The sequence below is a fragment of the Pseudonocardia sp. C8 genome (genome assembly GCF_014267175.1).
Classification (GTDB): Bacteria; Actinomycetota; Actinomycetes; order Mycobacteriales; family Pseudonocardiaceae; genus Pseudonocardia.
The window spans coordinates 1,227,163-1,253,160 of sequence record NZ_JACMTR010000002.1 but is presented as its reverse complement, the minus strand read 5'-3'; the positions used below and the strand labels follow the sequence as shown (position 1 = coordinate 1,253,160).

The following is a 25,998-nucleotide window of genomic DNA, read 5'->3' as shown; positions in this document are numbered from 1 at the left end:
GGCGACGTGAGTGCACCGCAGAACTTCTACGCCGAGGTGGGCGGCGCTCCGGTCTTCCGCCGGATCGTCCACCGGTTCTACGAGGAGGTCGCGCGGGACGACGTGCTGCGCCCGCTGTACCCCGAGGAGGACCTCGGCCCGGCCGAGGACCGGCTGCGGATGTTCCTCGAGCAGTACTGGGGTGGCCCGCGCACCTACTCCGACCAGCGCGGGCACCCCCGGCTGCGGATGCGGCACGTCCCGTTCAGGATCGGCCCCATCGAGCGGGACGCGTGGCTGCGCTGCATGCGGATCGCCGTCGACGAGGAGAACCTGTCGCCCGAGCACCGCGAGCAGCTGTGGAACTACCTGCAGTACGCCGCGATGAGCATGCAGAACTCCGAGTTCTGAGTTCCGACCCCGCCCGGTCGCATCGCCATTACGCTGAGTAGCTGAAATGGCCGTCCCCGACCGCCACACGGGCGGCGATAACCGCCGATCCGGGCAAAAGTCACGGCGGTCGTGACCGAACGCGTCCGGACTCGTTGGACCGGACGCCGCCTCAGCAGCCTGGCGGCGAGTAGTCACCCGTCTGGGGGTACATCGTGAGCGCACTGCCGTCACCGTCCGGTCCCACGCCCGGTCCGCAGCGCCGTGACCCGTCGTCCGGCTCGTCACGGCACTCGCACCGCGCCACCACCGACCCGGAGCCCACCGAGCACGACGACCCGGGCGGCGAGGCCTGGTTCACCGTCGTGCTCCGCGGCTACGACCGCAGCCAGGTGGACGCCCGGCTGGCCGACCTCGACCACCGGATCCACGAGGAGATCCGGCGCGCCGAGTCCGCCGAGCGGGCACTCTCCGACGCCCGCGCGCAGATCCGGCACCTCCATGAGCGGCTCGCTGCGGCGGACGCGTCCGGCTCCGAACGCCGCAGCACGGAGGACGGGATCGGCCGGCGCGTGGAGCGGGTGCTGCAGGCCGCCGAGGAGGAGGCCACCGAGCTGCGGGAACGGGCGTCCACCGAGGCCGCGGAGATCGTGGCCCGGGCCCGCGAGGAGGCCGAGGAGCGGCGCACTTGCACGGAGGAGGCGCTGCTCGGCCGCGCCGCGACGCTGGACCGCGAGTTCACCTCCCGCAGCGCCGCGCTCGACGAGCGCGAGGACGTCATCGGCCGGCGCGAGGGCGAGGTCGCCGAGCGCGAGCGGGCCGCCGACGAGCGGGTGAGCGAGGCCCGGGAGAAGGCCGACGCCCTCCTCGCCGAGGCGCGCACGGACGCCGAGGAGATCCTCTCCGCCGCCCGGGACGAGGCCGCGGCTCTGCGGCGCGAGGCAGAACGCGGCGTCGAGGAGCGGCGGACCGCCGTCACCCGCGACATCGACCGGCTGGCGGCCCTGCGCGACGAGGTCCGGGGTGAGCTGACCCGTGTCCGCGAGACCCTGTCCACCGAGCTGGACCGGGAGCCGGTCGCGGCAAGCCTCGACGACGCCCTGTTCGGCAGCACCGCGGCACCGGCCTCCGCGTCCGGGGGCACGTCGCTGGTCTGGTCGTCCGGGACGACCGCCGGCGACCGCACGAGCGCGTCCCCGGAGACCGGGGCCTCCCTCACCGATGCGGGCCCGTCGTCGGATGCGGACTCGTCGGCATCCACCGAGGACGACGACGACGGAGAGCAGCCCGGGGACGACGACCACGGCACCACGACCACCGGCACCCTGCTGCTCGGTCCGGGCCGCCGTCCCGGGACCGAGCGCGACGACGACCCGGACCGGACGACGATCGGGCAGATCCCGCCGATCTCGCTCACCTCGATCGGGGTACTCCCGTTCGGTGATCTCGGCTCGGGTCGTGACAGCGGCCGGACCAGGACCGACGGCGCGGGAGGGGCGTCCCGGGGCCACCGTGGACCGACCCGGGGTCCGGGCGCCGGGCGCCGGTCGCGATAATCAGATCGTTATGTGCACCCGATCGTCACAGAACGCATGACGTCGGCGCCCGGTCACCGGGGCCGCGACGGCACGCCCCCGCCGCACGACTCCGACCCCGCGGACGCGGAAGCGGACCCGGACGGGCTCGGCGAGGCGATCCGGACGGGCCGCGTTCCCGTGGTCCCCGGATCGCTGGTCGAGCTGGTCATGCGGTCGGGTTCCGCGGACGCGGACGGCGCCGGGGCGGCTCCCGCCGACGCCGGCGGGTCCGGTGGCTCCCCCGCCGACCCTGGCCGGTCCGGTGGCTCCGGCACGCCCGGTGTGACGCCGACCGGCTCCCCGACTTCCGGCACCGCGTTCAGCGGAACCGCGTCCACCGCCACCCCCCTCGCCGGCTCCGCCAGCAGCGGCAGGGACGGGGCCGGCACGGAGCGCACCGCCCCCACCGCCGCCGGCCGCGGGCCGGGTGTCACCGGGGCCGACGACGCCGCTCCCGCCGCTGACCCTTCCCCGGCCACCACGACGCCCGGCATCGCGAGCACCGCACGGCCATCCGCGCCGACCGGAGGCGGCGGGGCATCCGACACCGACTCCGGCAGCACCATCTCCGGTAGCGCCAACCCCGGCGTCACCGGCACCGCCGGCAACACAGGCACCGGCGGCAGCACCGGCACCCGCGGCGCCGACACCGGCAGCACCAACTCCAGCAGCGCCAACTCCAGCAGCACCGGCACGGTTGGCACCGGCACCGTTGGCACCGACTCCGCCGGCATTGGTACCGGCGGCACCGACTCCAGTGGCACCGGCGGCGACGTCGGCACCGGCTCGGCGGCACCGTCCGCGACCGAGCCGGCCCGGTCGCCCGGAGCCGGTTTCGCCGACCTCGTCCGGTCGCGCGGCTCCTCCGCACCCGTGGCCGGTGATCCCGGCACGGGCTCCGGCGACCGACCGGCACCCTCGCCACGGCCCACCCCCGTGCCCACCGGCGCTGGCTCGGGCTCGGGCTCGGATATCCCCGGCACCGGTGACGGCCCGCCCGGGCTCGGCACCCCCGCCGACGACACCTACGCCGACCTCGGGGACCTCGGTGACGACCCGCTGGGGATCGGGCCCCTGCCCACGGACGACGATCCGACCGCCGATCCCCTGCACACCCCGGCCGAGAAGTTCGCGCCGCCGCCGTCGTTCGCGCCGGACACCCCCGGCGACCCGACCGAGACCCCCGCAACCGGCCGTCCCCGGATGGGAGGAGGACGGGCCGGCGCGGACGGCGTCCCGGTGACCGAGCCGGCGCCGACGGTGGTGCCGCCGATCGCGCCACCGCCCCGCCCGCTCGACGAGGGCGCCCCCGACACCCGGGAGACCGGTTCGTCCGCCCGGAGCACCACCTCCGGGGACGCCGACGAGCCCGTGTCCGCCAAGCGGTGGCCGCTGCGTTCGGCCCATCCGGCCTCGGACGGCCCGGAGACCGACATCCTCCCCCCGGGCGCGCTGCTCGGGCACTACCCGTCCGCGACGTCCGGGGCGGCCGACCGCCGGCCCGATCCGGAGCCGCGACCGGACACACCGGGTGCGGGAGGCCGGCCGACGATGCCCGGACGCCGGCGCCCCGCCCCGGCCGAGCCGGAGCCTGGCCCCGCACCACGGCCGCCGATGGGCGGGGCACCGAGCGGGCCGGCGATGGCCGGGTTGTCCGGGAACGACCTGTTCGCCACGCCCTCCGACACCGGCACCGCACGCGGGTTCGGTGAGCTGCCGGGCCGCGGCGCCGAGGCCTGGGCCCCGGCCGGCCGCGTGGACGAACCCGCCGGTGGCGCCCGGAACCACAGCCCCGACGACCCCGTCGGCGACGACCGGAGCCACCGCCCGGACGAACCCATCGGTGACGACCGGAGCCACCGCGCCGACGAGGCCACCGGTGACGACCGGAGCGGTCGCGACGACCGGCGCGCCGGCGACGACCGGGCACTCCGCGACGGCGAAGCCGGCTCCCTCAGCCCGCGGCCCCGTCCCGACGGCGCGGCCGGAGCCCGGTCCACGGCGTCCCCCGCCGGCGACCAGGCCCGGCACGACGGGACCGGCCCGGATGTACCCGGTCCGGCAGCAGCCCCGGAGTTCCCTGCGCCGACCGGCGCGCCGGGCCCCCGCACGCCGGTCCCGGGGATCCGCGCCACGTCCACGCCGCCCGGTGTCCCGTCGCCCGGCCCCGCCGCCGGGGCCGGCACGGAGCCCGGCCGCAACGGCACCACACCCGAGCACCGCGGCACCACGGCCGAGCACCGCGGCCCCGCCCCGGACCATCGCGGCACCGCACACGGCCCCCACGGCCTCGCGCCGGGCCGTCCCGGCTCCCCACACGGTCCCGACGACCCCGCGTCGGACCTGCACGGTCGCCCCGGCCCCGCGCCGGACCAGCACAGCACCGCGCGGAACCACCACGGCACCCCACACCGCACCGACGGGCCCCCGCCGCACCACCCCCGGGACGGCGCCGAGGCCACCGGTGACCACCGCTCCGGTGTGGACCCGTGGGCTCCGCCAGACGAGCACGCCACCACCCGGATCCCGCCACGCCCCACCCCGCGGGCCCGTCCCGCGGACGCCGGCACGGAGCAGTCGGCCGCCGAGCGGACCGTGACACTGCGTCCGGTGGGCGAGACGAGCCCGGTGGGCGACGACAACCTGCGCCCGGTCGGCGACGACGGCCGCCCCCGGCCACGCCCGAACGCCGTCGAGGGCACGGCCCCGGTCCCCGCCCGCCCGGCCGCCCCCGGCCCGGACGGCGAGGACGACGACACGCGGAGCGACTCCGGCCACTCCGACGCGACCGGCCGCAACGCCGCCGCGGCGGCGTCGGTGGGTGCCGTGTCGGTGGCCGCGGCCCGAGCCGCTTCCGGCCGCGACGGCCACGTCTCCGACGACCCCGCCGAGCCGGGCGCCGACGCGCCGGACCCCGAGGCCAAGCCGGTCACGCCGCGCCGTGACGCGATCATGTCGGCGAAGCCGCGCAACGGCCGGCGCGGCGTCTCACCGGCCGGCCTGGCGATCGCCCTGGCGATCGTGCTGCTCGGCACGCTGACCCTATGGGCGATGCTGTCGCCGGTCCCGCAGGACGAGGGCGCGACCGCGGACCGGCCGGGTGCGGCCGCTCCGGGCTTCGGGCCCCGCCCGGTCGCCGCGCCGGCCGGGGCGAGCCTCGCCGAGCCCACGGTGCGCGCGACCGTCCCGGCCGGTTCGTCGGCGGTCGCGACCGCGCCGTCGTCCCGCGGCCCCGCGCTCGTCGCGGTGCGCGACGCGAACCGGCTGCTGGTCCTGGACGGGGCGTCCGACGCCGTCACCGCCGAGGTCCCGCTCCCGGCCGCGCCGCAGGGCGTCACCGCCTCCCCGGACGGGAGCCGCGCGTTCGTCAGCATGTCCGACGGCACCGGCGGCCAGGTCGCCGTCGTCGACGTCCCCGGGGCCACCGTGCTGAACACCGTGCCGGTCGCCGGGGACCCGGCCGGCGCGATCGCCGCCCCCGACGGGCGGTTCCTCTACCTGCCCTCGCGGGCCACCGGGGTCGTCGACGAGCTGGATCCGTACGCCGGGGTCGTCACCCGTTCCGTGCCGGTCCCCGGCGACCCGTACGCGGCTGCCGCGAACGAGGCCGCCGACCGCGTGTACCTCGCCGCCCGGGGCGACGACCAGCTGACCGTGCTCGACCCGAACAGCCTCGGTGTCCTCGGCAGCTACCCGGTCTCCGGCGACGCCGAGGCCGTCGCGGCCACCCCCGCCGCCGTTCCGGAGCAGAAGGTGGCCGTGGCCGGACCGGACTCCGACACGGTCACCGTGGTCAACCCGGCCGACGGCCGCGAGATCGCCACCGTCGAGGCCCCCGGCGGCCCGACGGGCCTGGCGTTCGCCGCCGACGGCCGCCACCTCTACGTCACCACGGGTCAGGGCCTGCAGGTGGTCGACACGGCGACCTGGCAGGTCACCAGCACGGTCGACGTCGCCGGGAACCCGACCGACGTCGCGGTGTCCCCGGACGGCCGCACCGGCTGGGTCACCGGTGACGGCCAGGTCAGCGTCCTGAACCTGACCTGATCACCCGGTCACGGTGAGGGGCAGCGACAGCACCCGGCGCCGCACCACGGCCCCGTAGCGCGCGTCGAGACGCACCCACGACCCGGACGCCGACACCCGCACCCGCGGCCCGGTGGCACCGGACGGCCCGGACCCCAGGAACCCCATCCCGGACATCGCGAACAGCACGCGCATCGGGACGGTCACCGGCCGTCCGGACTCCGGGGGCGACACCGTCAGCACCGTCTGGTCCAGCAGCGACGCCGGCGGCCCCAGCGGGCCCGCGTGCTCACGCGCCAGCGCCAGCCCCCGGTCGGCGAGGCCGTCGAGCTCGTCGGCGGGCACGTCGTCGACCCGCGTCCATCCCTCCGACGGCGGCAGCTCCTCCAGCCACGTCGCCGCCGGCCCGGTGTCGATCGCCTCGGCCCGGTCCACCGCGAGCGCCGTCAGCAGCGACGACGCGTGCGCCGTCACCGGTGCGCCGCCGTCCAGCGACCCGGCCACGGACCGGGTGACCAGCACGTCGAACGGGGTGCGTGCCCACGCGGTCACCCGGCCGGCGTCGGAAGTCAGCCGGATCGTCGCCGACTGGTCGAGCCGGACGACGCGCGCGGTGAACGCGCCGAGGTCGTCCCGCTCGGTCGGGTCGGCGAGCCGGAGGGTCACGACCCGTCTCCCAGGTGCCGCTTCAGGTAGTCCCGCTCGTCGTCGGTGAGCCGTCGCACGCGTTGCTCCTCGAGGTCGTAGAGCGCCATCGTCGTCCACGCGGTGACCGCGACCGGGTCGTCGGGCCCGGGACCGTCCCGCAGGACGTAGTCGAGCGTGAACGAGGCCGCCCGCAGGTTCCGCACGGTGATCTCCACCCGGAGCGGTTCCGCCCGCCAGGCCAGCTGCCGCTTGTACTCGACGTGCAGCCCCGCGACCAGCAGCCCGGACGCGAACCCGTCCAGCCCTTCCTGCCCCGCACCGGTGAAGGCCAGCGCGACCCGCGCCTCCTCGATCAGCGTGACGATCCGGGCGTGGTTGACGTGCCGGTAGGCGTCCTGGTCGGTCCACCGGAGCGGGACCATCGTGACGAACGGTGCCATGGTGGCGAGTGTTCCCGACCGCTACCGGGCGAGGCCACGTAGCTGGCGCGATATCACCGACAGCGTGGCCAGGTCCAGCGACGCCGACGCCCCGATCTCCTCCAGCGCGGTGCGGGCCCGGGACAGCTTGGACGCGTTCGCCTGCTCCCACGCCGCGATCGACTCCTCGACACCGGTGCCCGGCGGGGTCTCCCGCAGCGCGTCGAGCGTGATCGACCGCAGCGAGCCGTAGAGGTCGTCACGCAGCGCGAGCCGGGCCAGGGAATGCCACCGGTCGCCGCGGTCGAGCCGGCTGACCGCGGTCAGCGCCTGGTCGACACCGAGGTGCTCGGAGATCGCGTAGTACAGCCGGGCCACCTCGGCGGTCGGGCGCGGCTCCTTCTCGCGGTCGGACAGCTCGACGAGCTCGACGACGTCGAGCAGGCCGTAGGCGTACAACGACAGCGCGGCCGGTTCGACGAGGTCCTCCGGCACCCCGGACGCCCGCAGGGTCGCCGCCCGCTCCCGCACGGCGTCCAGCTCGCGGCCCTGCAGCAGCTCGGGCAGCTGCGCGCGCAGCTCCGCGATCGGCGCCGCGAACCGGCTGATCTCGGCGCCCACCGCGAGCGGCTGCGGCCGGTTGGTGAGGAACCAGCGCGACACCCGGTCGAGCAGCCGGCGCGACTCGAGCACGACCGCGTCGGCGACGCTGACCGGCACGTCAGCCGTCCGCACCGCCTCCCACAGGGCCGGCAGCTCGAACACGTGGGTCGTGACGGCGTAGGCGCGGACGACGTCGTCGGGCCCCGCGGCGAGCTCCTCGCCGAGCCGGAACGCGTAGCTGATCCCGGCACCGTCGACCATCTGGTTGACCAGCCGGGTGCCGATGATCTCCCGGCGGAGCGGGTGGGTGCGGACGGCGTGGTCGAACCGCTCGCGCAGCGGCTCCGGGAAGTACTCCGGCAGGACCGGCGCGAACGCCGGCCGGTCCGGCAGGTCGCTCTCGAGGAGCCGGGCGGTCAGGTCGAGCTTGGTGTGCGCGAGCAGCGTGGCCAGTTCCGGGCTGGTCAGCCCCACCCCGTCCGCAGCCAGCCCGTCGAACGCGGCCTCGCTGGGCAGCACCTCCAGCTCCCGGTCCAGACCGGTCCGCTCCACGAGGTCGGTGACCATCCGCCCGTGCACGCTCACCATCCCAGGGGCGTGCGCGCGGGCGACCCCGAGCACCGCGTTCTGCGCGACGTTGTCGGCGAGCACCAGCGCGGCGACGTCGTCGGTCATCGACGCCAGCAGCTCGTCGCGGGTCTCGCGGTCCAGGGCACCCTCGGCGACCGGGCGGTCCAGCAGGATCTTGATGTTGACCTCGTGGTCGGAGCAGTCCACACCGGCCGAGTTGTCGATCGCGTCGGTGTTGATCCGCCCGCCGGCACGGGCGTACTCGATCCGGCCGCGCTGGGTCAGGCCGAGGTTGCCGCCCTCCCCGACGACACGGACCCGCAGCTCGGACCCGTTCACCCGGATCGCGTCGTTGGCCTTGTCCCCGACCTCGGCGTTGGTCTCGGTGGAGGCCTTGACGTAGGTGCCGATCCCGCCGTTCCACAGCAGGTCGGCGGGCGCGAGCAGGATCGCGTGGATCAGCTCCGGCGGCGACATCCGCGTGACGTCGTCGCCGAGGCCCAGCGCGGCCCGCATCTCCGGCCCGACCGGCACCGACTTCGCCGTCCGCGGCCACACCCCGCCGCCGGGGCTGATCAGCGACCGGTCGTAGTCGGCCCAGGACGAGCGCGGCAGCTCGAACAGCCGCCGCCGCTCCGCGTACGACCGCGCGGCGTCCGGGTCCGGATCGACGAACACGTGCCGGTGGTCGAACGCGGCCACCAGCCGGATGTGCTCCGAGAGCAGCATCCCGTTGCCGAACACGTCCCCCGACATGTCCCCGACCCCGACCACGGTGAACTCCTGGCGCTGGGTGTCCAGGTCCAGCTCCCGGAAATGCCGCTTCACCGACTCCCACGCCCCGCGCGCGGTGATCCCCATCGCCTTGTGGTCGTAGCCGACCGAGCCGCCCGAGGCGAACGCGTCACCGAGCCAGAAGCCGTACTCCGCGGAGACGGAGTTCGCGAGATCGGAGAACGTCGCCGTGCCCTTGTCGGCGGCCACGACCAGGTAGGAGTCGTCGCCGTCGTGCCGCACGACGTCCGGAGGCGGCACCGTCTCGGTGCCGCCGTCCGGCAGCCTCCGCAGGTTGTCGGTGACGTCGAGCAGCCCGGAGATGAACGTCCGGTAGCACTCCCGGACGTGCCCGGCGTCCGCCCCGGTCCGCCGCACGATGAACCCGCCCTTCGCCCCCACCGGGACGATCACGGCGTTCTTCACCGCCTGGGCCTTCACCAGGCCCAGCACCTCGGTCCGGTAGTCCTGCTGCCGGTCGGAGTACCGCAGCCCGCCCCGCGCGACCGCACCGAACCGCAGGTGCACCCCCTCCACCTGGGGCGAGTACACGAAGATCTCGAACCGGGGCCGCGGCTGCGGCATGTCCGGCACCGCGGCCGGGTCCAGCTTGAACGAGAAGAACGACCGGCCGCGGAACCAGTTGGTGCGCAGCGTCCCCTCGATCACGGCGAGCAAGCCACGCAGGATCCGGTCCGCGTCCAGGCCGCTGACCTGGTCGATCAGCATCGTGACGTTCTCCAGCGCGCGCTTGTGTGCGGCCTCGCGCTCGGCGGCGTCGGCCGTCGCCGGGTCGAACCGCGCCCGGAACAGCGTCATCAGGCCCTGCGCGACCTCCGGGTGCGCGACGAGCACGTTCGCCGTGTACTGCAGCGTGAACAGCCCGCCGAGCTGGCGGGTGTAGCGGCTGTACGCCCGCAGGACGGCCGCCTCCCGCCAGTGCAGCCCGGCCCGCAGCACCAGCGCGGAGAACCGGTCGGACTCGGCGTCCCCGCGCCAGGCGGCGGCGAAGGCCTCCTCGAACCGGACACCCGCGTCCTCGACGGTGACCGTCGGGACCGCCGGCGTCGTCCCGGGCGCGTGCGGCGCCCGCACCCCGAAATCGTAGAGCCAGCACCGGCGCCCGTCGGGGCGGGTGAACTCGTAGGGCCGCTCGTCGACGACGTCGACGTCGAGCTGCTGCAGCAGCGGCAGGACCTGGGTCAGGGTGGCCGGCGAGTCGCCCAGGTAGAGGGCGAACCGGATCTCCCCCTCGACCGTGCGGTACAGCCGCAGGTCGAACGGGCCCGCGGCCTCACCGCCCAGCGCCATCAGCCGGCGCAGGTCCTCGACCGCACGCTCCGGCACGACGCCCGCCTTGTACGACTCGGGGATGCCGGCGAGCATCGGCCGCGCCGCGGGCCCGGCGTCGCCGAGCGCGGCGACGAGCCGGTCGTCCCAGCTGCGGGTGGCCTCCGCGACCTCGTCCTGCAACGCGGCGAGGTCGTAGGCCACCGGTTCCGCGGCCGGGTCGGTGGAGATGGTCAGGTGCAGCATCGCCAGCTCGGCGTCGCCGACCTGCGCGGTGTAGGTGGTGTCGGTGCCGCCGAGCCGGGTGCGCAGGATCTCGGTGACCCGCAGGCGGGTGGCGGTCGTGTAGCGGTCCCGCGGCAGGTAGACCAGGCAGGACAGGAAACGCCGGTACGGGTCGGCGTGCACGAACAGCCGGACCGAGCGCCGGGCGCTGGCCTCCAGCACACCGACGCCGGTGTCGTGCAGGCGCTGCTCGGAGGAGGAGAACAGCTCCGAGCGGGGCAGCACCGAGAACACCTCGAGCATCTGCTGGCCCGAGTAGGAGTCCGGCGGGAAGCCGGCACGGCGGATCGCGCCCCGGATGCGGCGGGCGACGACCGGAATGTCCAGCACGGACTCGTGCCGGGCCGGGACGGAGAGCATGCCGAGGAAGCGGTGCTCGCCGGTGACCGTTCCGTCCGCGTCGCGGGTGCGGATGCCCACGTAGTACGGGTGCACCGCCCGCAGGACCCGGCTGCGCTCGCTCGCGCGGGTGATCAGCAGGAGCCCGGCCGGGTCCTCCGTGCCGAGCCGGCCCTCGTCCGGGAGGAACAGGTTCGCGCCGGCATCGTCCGGGCGGAGCATCCCCAGCCCGGTGGTCGTGTCCGGCTGCAGGCGCCCGTCGCGCCGCACGTAGTGGCGGTAGCCGATGAAGATGAAGTGCTCGTCGACGAGCCAGCGGAGGAGCTCGGCGACCTCGGCCGGGCGGGCGTCGTCCTCGGCGTCGCGGGTGCCGGTCGTCCCCACCGTGGCCAGCTCGTCGGCCAGTTCGCGGGCCCGCGCGGTCATCGCCGCCGTGTCGTCGATGACCTCCCGGACGTCGGAGAGGGTCCGTTCCAGCTCGGCACGCAACGCGTCCGGGTCGAGCGGGCCCGCCGAGACGACGTCGAGGTGCATCCACGACTCGGCCAGCCCGTCACCGGGTTCGGTCGGGTCGGCGGTGGTGTCGACTCCGCTGAGGACACCCTGGGCGTCCCGGTGGACGACCAGGATGGGGTGCACGACCCGGCGGGCGGTCCCGCCGGCCCGGCCGACACCGGCGAGCACCGACTCGACGAGGTAGGGCATGTCGTCGGTGACGATGTCGACCGTCGTCGCCTCACCGGGACCGGAGTCGACCCGGACGACCGCGTTCCCGGGCCGGCGGCGCGCACCGAGCTCGAGGTGGGCGTCGACGACGGAGGCCGGACCGGGCAGCTCCACACCGCCGGGGTCGTCGGTCTCCGGTGTGTGCCGGGCGTAGAAGCGGACGAGGTCCGCGCCGGCGCCGCTGCCCGGCCGCGGATGTCCCTCCGCCCGTGCCTCGGAGTCGGCTGTGTTCCTGGTGTTGCCCGTCGTACCGCTGCTCACGTCCCACTCCGGCCCGCGCCTGTGCTGACGGCGTCACCCTATCCTCCGGGGACGACGGTCCCGGGCCGCCCGGCGACCGTTCCGGCCCTGTTCGGTGGGCGGCGTCAGATCTCGCGGTACGCGGCGAGCGCGCCCGCGAGCAGGTCGGCGAGCCCCATGTCCTCGGGGATCGCATCCGGCTCACCGGCAGCCGGCCGATCGGCGGACGCGGCGGTGTCCCCGGGCGCAGCCGAGCCGCCGGCCGCGGCGGCGGCCTCGTCGGGTGGGGAACCGCCGGCGCTCGAGGCGCGGTTCGCGCCGCGGTCCGGGCCCGTCCCGGGGCCGCCCTCCGTCGTCCCGGCCCGGGCAGCCCGGTCCCCGGACGCCCGGTCCGGGGCCGCAGCCGTACCGGTGCGCAGGTCCACACCGGCACCGGACGACCGCACGGCCCACCCGTCCGCCGCTGACGTCCCGGCAGCGGACCCGACGGCGGCCCCGGCACCGTCCTGCCCGCCGTGACCCGCGCGGGACCGCCCGTTCCGCTTGGGCAGTGCGGCCGGGCCGGCGCCCGCGGACACCGACGACCACATCACCGGCCGCCCCTCACGCCCGTTCATCCCGTCACCGGCGTTCGCTCCGGGCGCCCCGGACAGGTCGAGATGGGCGCGGACGGCCTCCGCGAGCCGGCGGTCGGACGCGGCGTCCGGCGTGTCGGCGCCGGTCACCGCCACGGCCGCAGCATCGTCGGCGGGCAGGTCCGCGGCCGGCCCGCCGGCCGCCGGCACAGCAGGAATCGCCTCGTCCGGGGCCGGCCCGTCCGGCACGGAGCGGCGGGCCGGTGACGGTGGGTCCGTGGCCGGGGTTCCGGCGCTGCCTGCATGCGCGACCGGGGTGTCGGTGGCCGAGATGTCCGCCGCCGCGGCGCCGGTCGGGGCGGCCCCGGTCGCCGCACTGTCGGTGGCCGCGGTGTCGGCGGGCGCGGTGTCGGCGGGCGCGGTGTCGGCGGGCGCGGTGTCGGCGGGCGCGGTGTCGGCGGGCGCGGTGTCGGCGGGCGCGGTGTCGGCGGGCGCGCTGTCGGCGGCCGCACTGTCGGCGGCCGCACTGTCGGTGACCGCGGCCCCGGTCGCCGCGGTGTCGGTGGCCGCAGCATCGGCGGCCGCCGCGCCGCTGACCGCGGTACCAGCCGCCATGGTGTCGGCCGCGGTGGTGTCGATGGCCGGGCCGACCGGGGCCGGGCTGTCGGCGCCCGGGGCGAGCGTGGGCTCCTGCGCGGACGCCGAGCCGTCCGTGCGCCGGACCTCGTCCGCCCGCCGCCGGCCTCCCCTCGCCGGACGGGCGGAGATGGCCGCCGCGAGCACGGGTGACACCTCGCCGTCCGCGGCTCGCCGTCGCCCGGCGCGAGTCCCGGCCACGGCGACCGACAGGTCCGGTGTCACGGCCATCGCCGGTCCCGCGACGGGCGTCCGGCGCGCCTGCTCCTCATCGCACCGGCCGGCCGCGACGGCGTCCGGAGTCTCCGGGGCGGCGGGCTCGTCCTGCGGGGCCGTCCGGACCGGCTCGTGGGCACGTCCGCCCGCAGCGGGGGCCGGCTCGTCGGCCTGTCCCGGGGGCGGCGCGTCCGGTCCGGTCAGCTCACGGACGATCTCGTCTCCCGCGTCCCCCTGGGTTCCGGTGGCACGCAGCCGCAGCGCGGCCCCGTCCGGGAGACCGCCACGGTGCAGCCGCTCGGCGAGGTGCGCGGCCAGCGAGCGCGCCCAGAGCAGGACGGTCACCCGGTCGGCGCCGGGCAGCGTGACACGCACCGAGGCGGCGCCGGGTTCGGCGGATCCGGTCGGCGGCACCAACCGCCGCGAGCGGAGCGCGATCTCCTCCAGCGCCGTGGTCACGGCGTCGCCGTGCACCGGCGCCCCGGCCCCGTCGAGGACCTCGACGACGATCGTCGGCTCGGCCCGTTCCGGCTGCGGTGCACCGGCACCGGGGAGGCGGCGATCAGTGCGGGGGCGCTCGTCCGCGGTACGCGTGCCGCCGGTCGACGGCAGTTGCACTCGCGCCCGGTCGCCGTTGCGGAGCTCCGCGATGAGGGCATCGGCGAGCGGAGATCCGCTGCGCGTCGCAGCGGACGGCACCGACCAGGATCGGCCGGCCGGGTGGGCCGGGCCGCTGTCGCCGCCTGGCATCGTCGCGGCGTCGTCCGAGGCTCCGGCCAGCATCGCCGAGACACCCAGCGGATCGTCGGGGTCGATCGCGAGCTCGCGTCCGGTGCTGCTCGGGTTGACGGTGCCGAATCCCGGACCGTCGGCGGCAGCCACAGCAGCCCGAGCCGTTCCCCTTCGTGCTGTCCGCGCCGCGCCGGCACGTCCGTTCCCGTCGCGACCGGTCTCCGCGTGCCCGGCCGGTTCGGCGTGCACGGCAGCGCCGTCCGCCGTTCCGGCGGCCTCGCCCCCGGCGATGGCGGCGGCGTTCTCCGCGCCCTGGCCCGGTCCGGCGGCGCTCCGGTCCGGTCGGCCGGTGTCGGTGGTGGTCGCGGGCTCCCGGCCGGCTGTCACCGCTGCCGTCCGCCGGTGGCTGCCGCGCTCGGGACGTCGTCGCGCGGGGGCCTCCGCCGTGTGCCCGGACGCGCGCCGCTCGACGGGCGCGGGCACCGGCGTGGAACCGGGGCCGGGCGAGGTCCACATCCCGGCACCGACGGTTTCGTTCATCGCCGCGACGGCGTGCCGGAAACGCCGGCCCCGGTCCCGGTCGCGCTGGTCGGCCGCAACCGCCGCCCGCATCGCCTCGAGCGCCTCGCGGTACCGGCCGGCGCCCTCGTGCAGCTCGGACTGGGCGGTGCGGCAGGCGGCGACCAGGGCGGGCACGCCGGCGGCCTCGGCACTTGCGGCCGCATCGGCCAGCGCCCGGGCCGCGCGATCGACTCGGCCGGCCTCGGCGCGGGTCAACGTCAACCGCAGCAGCACGCCCTGGCGGCCGGCGTCGACCGCGGCATGCTGCGCGGAGGCCGCGCGGACGGCCTCGGCCGGGGACCGGCCGCCGTCGAGCAGGGCCGTGATCCACTGGCTCAGGAGGGCCGCGGCCAGGTGCGCGGACAGCGGCCGCGCATCCGGACGGTCGGGGGTCCAGCCGAGTTCGGCCAGCCCGTGCAGCGCGCGCTCGACGGCTGCACCGTGTTCCCGGCGGGCCCGGTGGACCGACCCGACCACGAGGTCCGCGAACGCCGCCGTGTCACCCCGGAGCTCCGATGCCCAGGCCTCCAGCTCGCGGGTGGGCCGGCCCGGGTCGTCGCCCGCGGCGAGCGCACACCGGACCTCGACGGCGAGGCGGTCCAGCCGCAGCAGTCCCGGTTCCTCGCCGGGTGCGTCGTCCGGCAGGTCGGCCACGAGTGCCCGGGCGGTGTCCAGCTCGCCGTCAGCCTGGGCGATCGCCGCCAGCTCGACCCGGAGCCGAGCCGCCTCGGGCCGGCCGAGCACGGCGGGCCCCGGTGGACGGCGCGGTACGGCCGGCACCGCGTCGTCGGGCTGCCCCGTCCCGGTGAGACCGCCCAGGACGGCCGTGGCGACGTCCCGGGCGTCACCGCCGGCGGCGTGCCCGTCGATGAGCCATCCGGCCGCGAGCAACCAGCAGAGATCGTCACCGTCTGCGACTGCCCGCGCGGACGCGTGCTCGGCCAGTTCCGCGGTCAGCAGCGGCCGCTGCCACCGCAGCGCCGCCGCTGTCCTCAGTTCGGCCGTCGTCGCGCTTCCGGCGCGGTGACCCAGGTCGGACGTCACATAGCCTCCCGTGACACCACCGGCCCGGTTGTCCCGTGCCGCGTCGTCGCGTCCGCAGTATCCAGATCGGACCGTCTGGGCGCGGTCCGGCGGAGTGGTGCTCAGTCGCGGGTGAGCTTACGGTGTGTGACCCGGTGGGGTCGCGCCGCCTCCGCGCCGAGCCGCTCGATCTTGTTCTTCTCGTAGGACTCGAAGTTGCCCTCGAACCAGAACCAGGCTGCCGGGTTCTCGTCGGTGCCCTCCCAGGCGAGGATGTGGGTGCACACCCGGTCGAGGAACCAGCGGTCGTGGGAGATGACGACCGCGCAGCCGGGGAACTGCTCGAGCGCGTTCTCCAGGGACCCGAGCGTCTCCACGTCCAGGTCGTTGGTCGGCTCGTCGAGCAGGATCAGGTTGCCCCCGAGCTTGAGGGTGAGCGCCAGGTTCAGCCGGTTCCGCTCACCCCCGGAGAGGACGCCCGCCGGCTTCTGCTGGTCGGGTCCCTTGAAGCCGAACGCCGCGACGTAGGCCCGGGAGGGCATCTCGACGTTGCCGACCTGGATGTGGTCCAGCCCGTCCGAGACGACCTCGAACACCGTCTTCGCCGGGTCGATCCCGCCCCGGTTCTGGTCGACGTACGACAGCTTCACCGTCTCACCGACCTTGACCTCGCCCGAGTCCGGTTCCTCCAGGCCGACGATCGTCTTGAACAGGGTCGTCTTGCCGACGCCGTTCGGGCCGATGACGCCGACGATGCCGTTCCGCGGCAGCGTGAACGACAGGTCCTTGATGAGCTGCCGGCCGTCGAAGCCCTTGTCGAGGTGGGAGACCTCGACGACCTGGTTGCCCAGTCGCGGCCCCGGCGGGATCTGGATCTCCTCGAAGTCCAGCTTGCGGTGCCGGTCGGCCTCGGCCGCCATCTCGTCGTACCGGTCCAGCCGGGAACGGCTCTTGGCCTGGCGGGCCTTCGGGTTCGAGCGGACCCAGGCCAGCTCCTCCTTGAGGCGCTTCTGCAGCTTCGCGTCCTTCTTGCCCTGGACGGCGAGCCGCTCGGCCTTCTTCTCCAGGTAGGTGGAGTAGTTGCCCTCGTACGGGAAGGTCCGGCCCCGGTCCAGCTCCAGGATCCAACCGGCGACGTTGTCGAGGAAGTAGCGGTCGTGGGTGACCGCGAGGACCGCGCCGGAGTAGTTCGCGAGGAACTGCTCGAGCCACAGGACGCTCTCGGCGTCGAGGTGGTTGGTCGGCTCGTCGAGGAGCAGCAGGTCCGGCTGGGAGAGGAGCAGCTTGCACAGCGCCACCCGCCGCCGCTCGCCACCGGAGAGGTGGCGGACCTCGGCGTCGCCCGGGGGGCAGCGCAGGGCGTCCATCGCCTGCTCCAGCTGCGAGTCGATCTCCCACGCGTCGGCGTGGTCGAGCTCCTCCTGGAGCTTGCCCATCTCCTCCATCAGCTCGTCGGTGTAGTTCGTCGCCATCTCCTCGGCGATGGCGTTGTACCGGTCGAGCTTGACCTTGACCTCGCCGAGGCCTTCCTCGACGTTGCCGAGGACGGTCTTCTCCTCGTTGAGCGGTGGCTCCTGCTGCAGGATGCCGACCGTCGCTCCGGGCTTCAGGAACGCGTCACCGTTGTTCGGCTTCTCCAGCCCGGCCATGATCTTCAGGACGGTCGACTTCCCGGCGCCGTTCGGGCCGACCACGCCGATCTTCGCCCCCGGCAGGAAGCTGATCGACGCGTTCTCCAGGATCACCTTGTCGCCGTGCGCCTTGCGCACGTTCCGCATCGTGTAAATCAGATCCGCCACGAACACGATGGTAGTTCGCTCGTCCTCAGCCCTCGGAGCCCGGTACGGCCCCGACGGACTGCCGCATGTCGAGGTCCTCGGACGGCTCACCGCCGAACGGGGCGTCGTCGTCGGCCTGCGGCCGCTCCGTGGCCGGGTCCTCGGCACGCATCGCCCCGGTGTCCCGTTCGGGGGCTGCGACGGGCAGCCGCACCGGCGCGAGTACGGACGCGTAGCGGAGATCGAATGCCACGCTCGTCGGGTCGATCTTCGGGCTCTTGCGCAGCATCCCGTCGCGGTCGGTCCACTCGTCGACGTAGAGCCGGCCGACCACCACGACCGGATGTCCCTTGTCCAGGCTTTGTGCGACGTGTTCGGCGAGGTTCCGCCAGCACACGACGGTGTAGTACGTCGTCGAGACGTCACGCCACTCGTTGCTGTTGTGGTCGCGTCGGCGGAAGTTCACCGCCACGAAGAGGTCGGTGACCGCGTACCCGTTCGGGCTGTAGCGGAGAGTCGGCTTGCGGGTCACGTTGCCGGTGATGGTGATCTGGTTGACGGACACGGGATCCTCCCGGGGCTCGCTCGGTGCGGGTGGTGGTGCCCGTCGAGCATCACGCCTCGTGCCGCTTTCCGGGGAACCCTCCGTCGTGGCTGTGGACAGGGCACGCACTTGTGGAGAACCGGTTGCCGGGACGGGCTTTGAGCGGCCCGGCGTCGGTGGGCTGTGGTAGCGGGCGGCGGTCACGCACGACCCGACCACCTACACACCCCCCACGCATATCAGGGCCGCTGGGCACCGCCCTCGGCTCCGGGCGGTGGGCGGCGGCCGGAGGGGCAGCCGCTGGCCGGCCCGGTCCTGGACACACGAAAAAGCGCCCCGGAACCGATCACCGGTTCCGGGGCGCTCCCTTCTGAAGTTGAATGTCGGCGGCGACCTACTCTCCCACACCCTGACGAGTGCAGTACCATCGGCGCTGGAAGGCTTAGCTACCGGGTTCGGAATGAGACCGGGCGTTCCCCTACCGCCATAACCACCGACAACACTATCCAAAAATAAACCCCACAAGAAACCCCGCAGGGCCCAACCCACACAACCACCCCACGGGCACGGTTGTGGACTCAGGGTCACACAGTGGATGCGAACAACACGTCATGGCAAGCCCTCGGCCTATTAGTACCGGTCAACTCCACCCCTCACAAGGCTTCCATCTCCGGCCTATCAACCCAGTCATCTCCTGGGAGCCTTACCCACTCAAAGGTGGTGGGAGACCTCATCTTGGAACAGGCTTCCCGCTTAGATGCCTTCAGCGGTTATCCCTCCCGAACATAGCCAACCAGCCGTGCCCCTGGCGGGACAACTGGCACACCAGAGGTTCGTCCGTCCCGGTCCTCTCGTACTAGGGACAGCCTTCCTCAAGTCTCCAACGCGCGCGGCGGATAGGGACCGAACTGTCTCACGACGTTCTAAACCCAGCTCGCGTACCGCTTTAATGGGCGAACAGCCCAACCCTTGGGACCTACTCCAGCCCCAGGATGCGACGAGCCGACATCGAGGTGCCAAACCATGCCGTCGATATGGACTCTTGGGCAAGATCAGCCTGTTATCCCCGGGGTACCTTTTATCCGTTGAGCGACACCCCTTCCACCAGGAGGTGCCGGATCACTAGTCCCGACTTTCGTCCCTGCTCGACCCGTCAGTCTCACAGTCAAGCTCCCTTGTGCACTTACACTCAACACCTGATTACCAACCAGGCTGAGGGAACCTTTGGGCGCCTCCGTTACCCTTTAGGAGGCAACCGCCCCAGTTAAACTACCCACCAGGCACTGTCCCTGAACCAGATCATGGCCCGAGGTTCAGACACCCAATTCGACCAGAGTGGTATTTCAACAACGACTCCACGACCACTGGCGTGACCGCTTCCCAGTCTCCCACCTATCCTACACAAGCCGAACCGAGCACCAATACCAAGCTATAGTAAAGGTCCCGGGGTCTTTCCGTCCTGCCGCGCGTAACGAGCATCTTTACTCGTAATGCAATTTCGCCGAGTCTGTGGTCGAGACAGCGCCCAAGTCGTTACGCCATTCGTGCAGGTCGGAACTTACCCGACAAGGAATTTCGCTACCTTAGGATGGTTATAGTTACCACCGCCGTTTACTGGCGCTTAAATTCTCCGCTTCGCCCCCAAAGAGGCTAACGGGTCCTCTTAACGTTCCAGCACCGGGCAGGCGTCAGTCCGTATACATCGTCTTGCGACTTCGCACGGACCTGTGTTTTTAGTAAACAGTCGCTTGGGCCTGGTCTCTGCGACCACCCACCCCTAGCCAGCACGTGGCTTCAAGGCAGGTGGCCCCCCTTCTCCCGAAGTTACGGGGGCATTTTGCCGAATTCCTTAACCACAGTTCGCTCGATCGCCTCGGTATTCTCTACCTGACCACCTGTGTCGGTTTCGGGTACGGGCCGCAACAGCACTCGCTAGAGGCTTTTCTCGACAGCATGGGATCACCCTCTTCACCTCAACGGCTACGCATCACCTCTCACCCGTCACGACCCTCCGGATTTACCTGGAAGATCAGGCTACAGGCTTACACCACGACAACCACCGCGTGGCGGAGCTACCCTCCTGCGTCACCCCATCACTTGCCTACTACCAGATCGGACCCCACGCTCCCCCACAAACACGGCTCCCGAAGGAACCGAGGTGGGATCGGATGGTTAGCATCACCAGCCTCGGCATGGACGCACTATCACGAGCACGGGAATATCAACCCGTTGTCCATCGACTACGCCTGACGGCCTCGCCTTAGGTCCCGGCTCACCCTGGGCGGAACAACCTGGCCCAGGAACCCTTGGTCATCCGGCGGCAGAGATTCTCACTCTGCATTCGCTACTCATGCCTGCATTCTCACTCCCACACCCTCCACCCGTAAATCACTCCCGGGCTTCACCAGACGCAGGACGCTCCCCTACCCAACAACACCAAACAGTGTCATTGCCACGGCTTCGGCGGTACGCTTGAGCCCCGCTACATTGTCGGCGCAGGACCACTTGACCAGTGAGCTATTACGCACTCTTTCAAGGATGGCTGCTTCTAAGCCAACCTCCTGGTTGTCTCGGCGATCCCACATCCTTTCCCACTTAGCGCACGCTTAGGGGCCTTAGCCGGTGATCTGGGCTGTTTCCCTCTCGACCACGAAGCTTATCCCCCGCAGTCTCACTGCCGCGCTCTCACTCACCGGCATTCGGAGTTTGGCTGACTTCGGTAAGCTTGTCGGCCCCCTAGGCCATCCAGTGCTCTACCTCCGGCGAGAAACACACGACGCTGCACCTAAATGCATTTCGGGGAGAACCAGCTATCACGAAGTTTGATTGGCCTTTCACCCCTACCCACAACTCATCCCCCAGGTTTTCAACCCTGGTGGGTTCGGGCCTCCACGACGTCTTACCGACGCTTCACCCTGGCCATGGGTAGATCACTCCGCTTCGGGTCTACACCCCGCGACTCACACGCCCTATTCGGACTCGCTTTCGCTACGGCTACCCCACCACGGGTTAACCTCGCCACGAAGCATAACTCGCAGGCTCATTCTTCAAAAGGCACGCCATCACCCCACAAGGCTCTGACGGCTTGTAAGCACACGGTTTCAGGTACTCTTTCACTCCCCTCCCGGGGTACTTTTCACCTTTCCCTCACGGTACTCGTCCGCTATCGGTCACCAGGTAGTATTCAGGCTTGACGGGTGGTCCCGCCAGATTCACAGCAAATTCCACGAGCTCGCTGCTACTCGAGAACACGCCCACAGCAGAATCGAATGTTTTCGCGTACGGGGCTCTCACCCACTACGGCCGCCCATCCCAGAGACGTTCCGCTAACACCGACCCACACCGTCCCGCCCCCGGCAGAGGACGAACGACACGTCTCACAACCCCGCACCCGCAACGCCTGCCGGCTTGACACGGACACGGTTTAGCCTCCTCCGCTTTCGCTCGCCACTACTCACGGAATCACATATTGTTTTCTCTTCCTGTGGGTACTGAGATGTTTCACTTCCCCACGTTCCCTCCACGCACCCTATGAATTCAGGCACGGGTAACACCCCATGACGGGTGCTGGGTTCCCCCATTCGGACACCCTCGGATCACAGCTCGGTTGACAACTCCCCGAGGACTATCGCGGCCTCCCACGTCCTTCATCGGCTCCTGATGCCCAGGCATCCACCATGTGCTCTCAACAACTTGACCACAACAAGATGCTCGCATCCACTATGCAACACTCAACCCACAACCACACCCACCCAAAGGCAACCACCACAACCACACCGGTCGCGTTAGCGAAGCCCCCGAACGAGGCGGCCAGAGACGAACCCCTAACCAGGGTGTCCTCTCAGGACCCAACAGCGTGCCGAACCAAGCCTGACGTCTCATTTGTGTTCCACCCAGTCACACCCAACCCACACTCGGGGCTGACGGTGCGAATCAGCTAAGCAACCAGCAGCCACCACACAGGCAGCCACCGGCGCCCCACCACAGTGAGGCTCCTTAGAAAGGAGGTGATCCAGCCGCACCTTCCGGTACGGCTACCTTGTTACGACTTCGTCCCAATCGCCAGTCCCACCTTCGACGACTCCCTCCCACAAGGGTTGGGCCGCCGGCTTCGGGTGTTACCAACTTTCGTGACGTGACGGGCGGTGTGTACAAGGCCCGGGAACGTATTCACCGCAGCGTTGCTGATCTGCGATTACTAGCGACTCCAACTTCACGGGGTCGAGTTGCAGACCCCGATCCGAACTGAGACCCACTTTAAGGGATTCGCTCCACCTCACGGTCTCGCAACCCTCTGTACGGGCCATTGTAGCATGTGTGAAGCCCTGGACATAAGGGGCATGATGACTTGACGTCATCCCCACCTTCCTCCGAGTTGACCCCGGCAGTCTCCCATGAGTCCCCGGCCGAACCGCTGGCAACATGGAACAAGGGTTGCGCTCGTTGCGGGACTTAACCCAACATCTCACGACACGAGCTGACGACAGCCATGCACCACCTGCACACAGGCCACAAGGGAAACGACATCTCTGCCGCGATCCTGTGCATGTCAAACCCAGGTAAGGTTCTTCGCGTTGCATCGAATTAATCCACATGCTCCGCCGCTTGTGCGGGCCCCCGTCAATTCCTTTGAGTTTTAGCCTTGCGGCCGTACTCCCCAGGCGGGGCGCTTAATGCGTTAGCTGCGGCACAGAAACCGTGGAATGGTCCCCACACCTAGCGCCCAACGTTTACGGCGTGGACTACCAGGGTATCTAATCCTGTTCGCTCCCCACGCTTTCGCTCCTCAGCGTCAGTATCGGCCCAGAGACCCGCCTTCGCCACCGGTGTTCCTCCTGATATCTGCGCATTTCACCGCTACACCAGGAATTCCAGTCTCCCCTGCCGAACTCAAGTGATGCCCGTATCGACCGCACGCCCAGAGTTAAGCCCCAGGTTTTCACGGCCGACGCGACACACCGCCTACGAGCTCTTTACGCCCAATAATTCCGGACAACGCTCGCACCCTACGTGTTACCGCGGCTGCTGGCACGTAGTTGGCCGGTGCTTCTTCTCCAGGTACCGTCACAAAAGCTTCGTCCCTGGCGAAAGAGGTTTACAACCCGAAGGCCGTCATCCCCCACGCGGCGTCGCTGCGTCAGGCTTCCGCCCATTGCGCAATATTCCCCACTGCTGCCTCCCGTAGGAGTCTGGGCCGTGTCTCAGTCCCAGTGTGGCCGGTCGCCCTCTCAGGCCGGCTACCCGTCACCGCCTTGGTAGGCCATCACCCCACCAACAAGCTGATAGGCCGCGGGCCCATCCCCCACCGAAAAAACTTTCCACACACCACCATGCGACAGTGCGTCCTATCCGGTATTAGACCCAGTTTCCCGGGCTTATCCCAGAGTGGAGGGCAGGTCACCCACGTGTTACTCACCCGTTCGCCGCTCGTGTACCCCCGAAGAGGCCTTACCGCTCGACTTGCATGTGTTAAGCACGCCGCCAGCGTTCGTCCTGAGCCAGGATCAAACTCTCCAACAAAAACCCTGACAAAAAACCGGTCACAAACACCCGACGGGGGTCGGGCCGCAACCGAACAAACAATCTGGCACAAAAACGCCAAACATATATAGCTCGACACACTGTTGAGTTCTCAAAAGACACCCGCACCGGCCATCACCACACCCACACACGGACGCGGATCCAGCAGACGGATCACCTCGACCCCACCACCATAACCACACCGAAACCAACCGATGCAGCCAGGGGGGAGCCCACCAGCGGGGCCTGCTGACCGACCCCCTCAGGGCCCGTTCTGTCCGGCTCTCTCGCTGACAGGGAATAAGTTACGGCACGCTCTCCGAGCACGTCAAACCGGGGTCGAAAACGCCATCTGACCTGCGCGAACTCGTCTCCGAGCCGCGCCGGGCCGCGGACGCATCCACCCCGGCCGCGCGACGAACGGTCGCGCCGACGTGCTTCTCGTGGATGGTGGCTGACCAGCGCGGATCACGCAAGGGGCGCGGCGGATCCGGGCCGCTGGGAGCCGCACCGGTTGTCGTTCGTCCCGCGTCTGCCTGCGCGCCAGGTTTTTTCAAGATTTTTTTCGACCGCCCGTCGTGGCCACGGGCCGCGACGAACGGCCGACGTGCGGCCCGCCGACCGTCTGGCGCGATGCCCCGGCCGCGGACGGGACGATCATCGGCCGGGAACGGCCGCTCGTCGTGGGTACCCGGCTTCGGCGCCCGCACTGCGTCAGACTGCCGGGCGTGCCGACCGACGGTGACGTCCTCGCTCCCGTGCTGCACCGGCTCCGCGCCGACGGTGGCCTGACGGCGGCCCGGTGGTGCCGGGCACCGGGCGCCCGCAGCCGGGTGCGGGCAACCGTCGTCCGCGACGGGATCGCGGTGGAGGCCGGTGGTGGCTCGCCCGGCTACCTGCGGGCGTCGCCCCTCGCGCTCCCCGTGCGAACGAGGTCGGTCGATCGGGTCGCCGTCCCCCTCGTCCTTCCGCTGCTGCCGGACATGGAGGGGCTCTTCGCGGAGCTGCGGCGGGTGCTCGCCCCGCACGGGTTGCTGTCGCTCCTGGTCCCGGCGCCGGCGTCGTTCGGATGGCGCGGTGGTGAGCTACGGCGGGCGGTGCGGGACGCGTGGCGTCATCGGTCGGGCGTGGAGCATCCCGGGTGGCTGGCCTCGTCCGCGGACTTCGCGGTCCTGGCCGATGACCGGCTCGACTTCACCCTGGACGACGTCCCGGGGAGCGACCGGGTCCGGGACGTGGGCGCGTTGTGCGAGGCCGGCGTCTACCCGCCCGACCTGCCGGCGGAGACGCGCTCGGCCCTGGCCGCACACCGGTCCGCGGCACGGTCGGTACGGCTGCGCCGGATCGTGGCCCGCCGCTGACCCGGTCAGTTCGAGGTACTGAACTCCTCGGCGGCACCGGCCGTACGCAGGCCCAGCGACGCCTCGTCCGGCGGGTCCACGACGTCCGCGACGATCGCCGTGATGTTGTCGGGGCCGCCGCCCTCGTTCGCGAGCGCGACCAGCCGCTCGACGATCTCCTCCGGTTCGGCCCCGCTGCTCAGCTCCTGCCGCAGCACCTCGTCGTCGAGGACCGCGGTGACGCCGTCCGAGCACAGGAGGTAGCGGTCCCCCTCGAGGATGTCGATCCGGTCGAGGTCGGGTTCCGGTGCGTGGTCGGTACTCAGCGCCCGCATCAGCACCGAGCGGCGCGGATGGTGGGCGGCCTCCTCGGCGGTGATCTGCCCTTCGTCGACCAGCTGCTGGACCATCGTGTGGTCGTGGGTGAGCTGGGTGAGGTCGCCGTCCCGGAGGCGGTAGATCCGCGAGTCCCCGATGTGCGCCAGCGCGAACTGTTCACCGGTCAGCAGCAGGGACACGACCGTCGTCCCCATCCCCCGGGTGTCCGGCTCCTCGCCGGCTCGCCGGGTCAGCCGCTCGGTCACGTCGTCCAGGGTCGCGCTCAGCTCGGCGGCGAGGTCGACGTCGGTGAGGTCCTGGGGCAGCCGGGCCTCCATCTCGGTGAAGGCCGACACCGTCATCGCGCTCGCGATCTCGCCGTGGGCGTGGCCACCCATGCCGTCGGCGACGATCAGGAGGCGGCCGGTCGTCGCGCCGGCGTCCTGGTTCGACGTCCGGCGACGACCCACATCCGACCTGATCGCGGATCGCAGTCCCAGAACCATGGGGACAGTATGGACGGCACGGTTCGCCGGGGTCGCAGGCGAGGTCCGTTCGCCGTCCGCTTCAACCGTATGGATGGTGCCCGCAGGCCGTGCGGGGCCCCGTGGCGGGTGGGGGCCCGCTTGCGGGTGTCGCTACCGTGGGGGCCGCGTCGGCCTCCGTAGCTCAGCTGGATAGAGCAAGAGCCTTCTAATCTCTAGGTCGCAGGTTCGAGTCCTGCCGGGGGCGCCGGAACACCGGGCCAGAGGCCCGGCTGGTTCCGTCCGCGCTTTCGTCCGGACGGAACTCATCGAGAGCAGCGGCGCGTTCGCCCGCGGGCTGTGCAGGACATGTAGCCGTCCTGCGTCGTCGACGCCTTCTCCGCCCGGGTGGTTCGCGATCTCCC

The 25,998-nt window shown here is 71.8% G+C and carries 11 protein-coding genes, 1 tRNA gene and 3 rRNA genes; 5 read left to right on the top strand and 10 right to left on the bottom strand.

The features are described from left to right. Positions 1–6 precede the first annotated feature (6 nt). The 3 genes from H7X46_RS06505 (at position 7) to H7X46_RS06495 (ending at position 5,993) form a co-directional block, all read left to right on the top strand. Positions 7–390, top strand: coding sequence for a globin (locus H7X46_RS06505; RefSeq protein WP_186358539.1), 384 nt, complete (start codon positions 7–9; stop codon positions 388–390). A gap of 194 nt (positions 391–584) precedes the next feature. After that, a complete protein-coding gene (locus tag H7X46_RS06500) occupies positions 585–1,925 on the top strand; it encodes a hypothetical protein (protein WP_186358538.1) in 1,341 nt (446 codons plus the stop codon). Positions 1,926–1,961: 36 nt separating this feature from the next. After that, positions 1,962–5,993 (top strand): YncE family protein, encoded by a 4,032-nt coding sequence (locus H7X46_RS06495; protein ID WP_186358537.1) that lies wholly within the window; start codon positions 1,962–1,964, stop codon positions 5,991–5,993. On the opposite strand, the gene H7X46_RS06490 is transcribed toward H7X46_RS06495, so the two are convergent. From H7X46_RS06490 to H7X46_RS06450, 9 genes are all read right to left on the bottom strand, one after another. Beyond that, on the bottom strand, positions 5,994–6,638 hold the full coding sequence (locus H7X46_RS06490; protein WP_186358536.1) for a hypothetical protein: 645 nt from the start codon (positions 6,636–6,638) through the stop codon (positions 5,994–5,996). Continuing rightward, positions 6,635–7,060 carry a thioesterase family protein gene (locus H7X46_RS06485; protein ID WP_186358535.1) on the bottom strand — a complete coding sequence of 142 codons (426 nt, stop codon included), beginning with the start codon at positions 7,058–7,060 and terminating at the stop codon, positions 6,635–6,637. Before H7X46_RS06485 ends, H7X46_RS06490 begins: the two co-directional genes overlap by 4 nt. A 21-nt stretch (positions 7,061–7,081) precedes the next feature. After that, the gene (locus tag H7X46_RS06480) at positions 7,082–11,887 is read right to left on the bottom strand and encodes an NAD-glutamate dehydrogenase (protein ID WP_186358534.1); all 4,806 of its coding nucleotides are present in this window, start codon (positions 11,885–11,887) and stop codon (positions 7,082–7,084) included. Between the two features lie 104 nt (positions 11,888–11,991). Beyond that, positions 11,992–15,630 (bottom strand): hypothetical protein, encoded by a 3,639-nt coding sequence (locus H7X46_RS06475; RefSeq protein WP_186358533.1) that lies wholly within the window; start codon positions 15,628–15,630, stop codon positions 11,992–11,994. Between the two features lie 101 nt (positions 15,631–15,731). Continuing rightward, entirely contained in the window at positions 15,732–17,408 is a 1,677-nt protein-coding gene (gene ettA, locus H7X46_RS06470) for an energy-dependent translational throttle protein EttA (RefSeq protein WP_186358532.1), read from the bottom strand. A gap of 25 nt (positions 17,409–17,433) precedes the next feature. Further along, positions 17,434–17,952, bottom strand: coding sequence for a single-stranded DNA-binding protein (locus H7X46_RS06465; protein WP_186358531.1), 519 nt, complete (start codon positions 17,950–17,952; stop codon positions 17,434–17,436). 360 nt (positions 17,953–18,312) lie between these two features. Then, positions 18,313–18,429, bottom strand: a 5S ribosomal RNA gene (gene rrf, locus H7X46_RS06460). Between the two features lie 113 nt (positions 18,430–18,542). Continuing rightward, positions 18,543–21,630: ribosomal RNA gene (locus H7X46_RS06455) — 23S ribosomal RNA — on the bottom strand. Between the two features lie 301 nt (positions 21,631–21,931). Then, positions 21,932–23,451, bottom strand: a 16S ribosomal RNA gene (locus H7X46_RS06450). The 16S, 23S and 5S rRNA genes sit together here, the layout of an rRNA operon. 728 nt (positions 23,452–24,179) lie before the next feature. Between H7X46_RS06450 and H7X46_RS06445 the strand changes: the two genes are divergently transcribed. Continuing rightward, the gene (locus tag H7X46_RS06445) at positions 24,180–24,812 is read left to right on the top strand and encodes a methyltransferase domain-containing protein (protein WP_186358530.1); all 633 of its coding nucleotides are present in this window, start codon (positions 24,180–24,182) and stop codon (positions 24,810–24,812) included. Between the two features lie 5 nt (positions 24,813–24,817). Here the strand turns inward: H7X46_RS06445 and H7X46_RS06440 are convergent, their stop codons facing one another. Further along, on the bottom strand, positions 24,818–25,615 hold the full coding sequence (locus tag H7X46_RS06440; protein WP_186358529.1) for a Stp1/IreP family PP2C-type Ser/Thr phosphatase: 798 nt from the start codon (positions 25,613–25,615) through the stop codon (positions 24,818–24,820). A 152-nt stretch (positions 25,616–25,767) separates the two neighbouring features. Between H7X46_RS06440 and H7X46_RS06435 the strand changes: the two genes are divergently transcribed. Beyond that, positions 25,768–25,841 (top strand) — tRNA-Arg (locus tag H7X46_RS06435). Positions 25,842–25,998 lie beyond the last annotated feature (157 nt).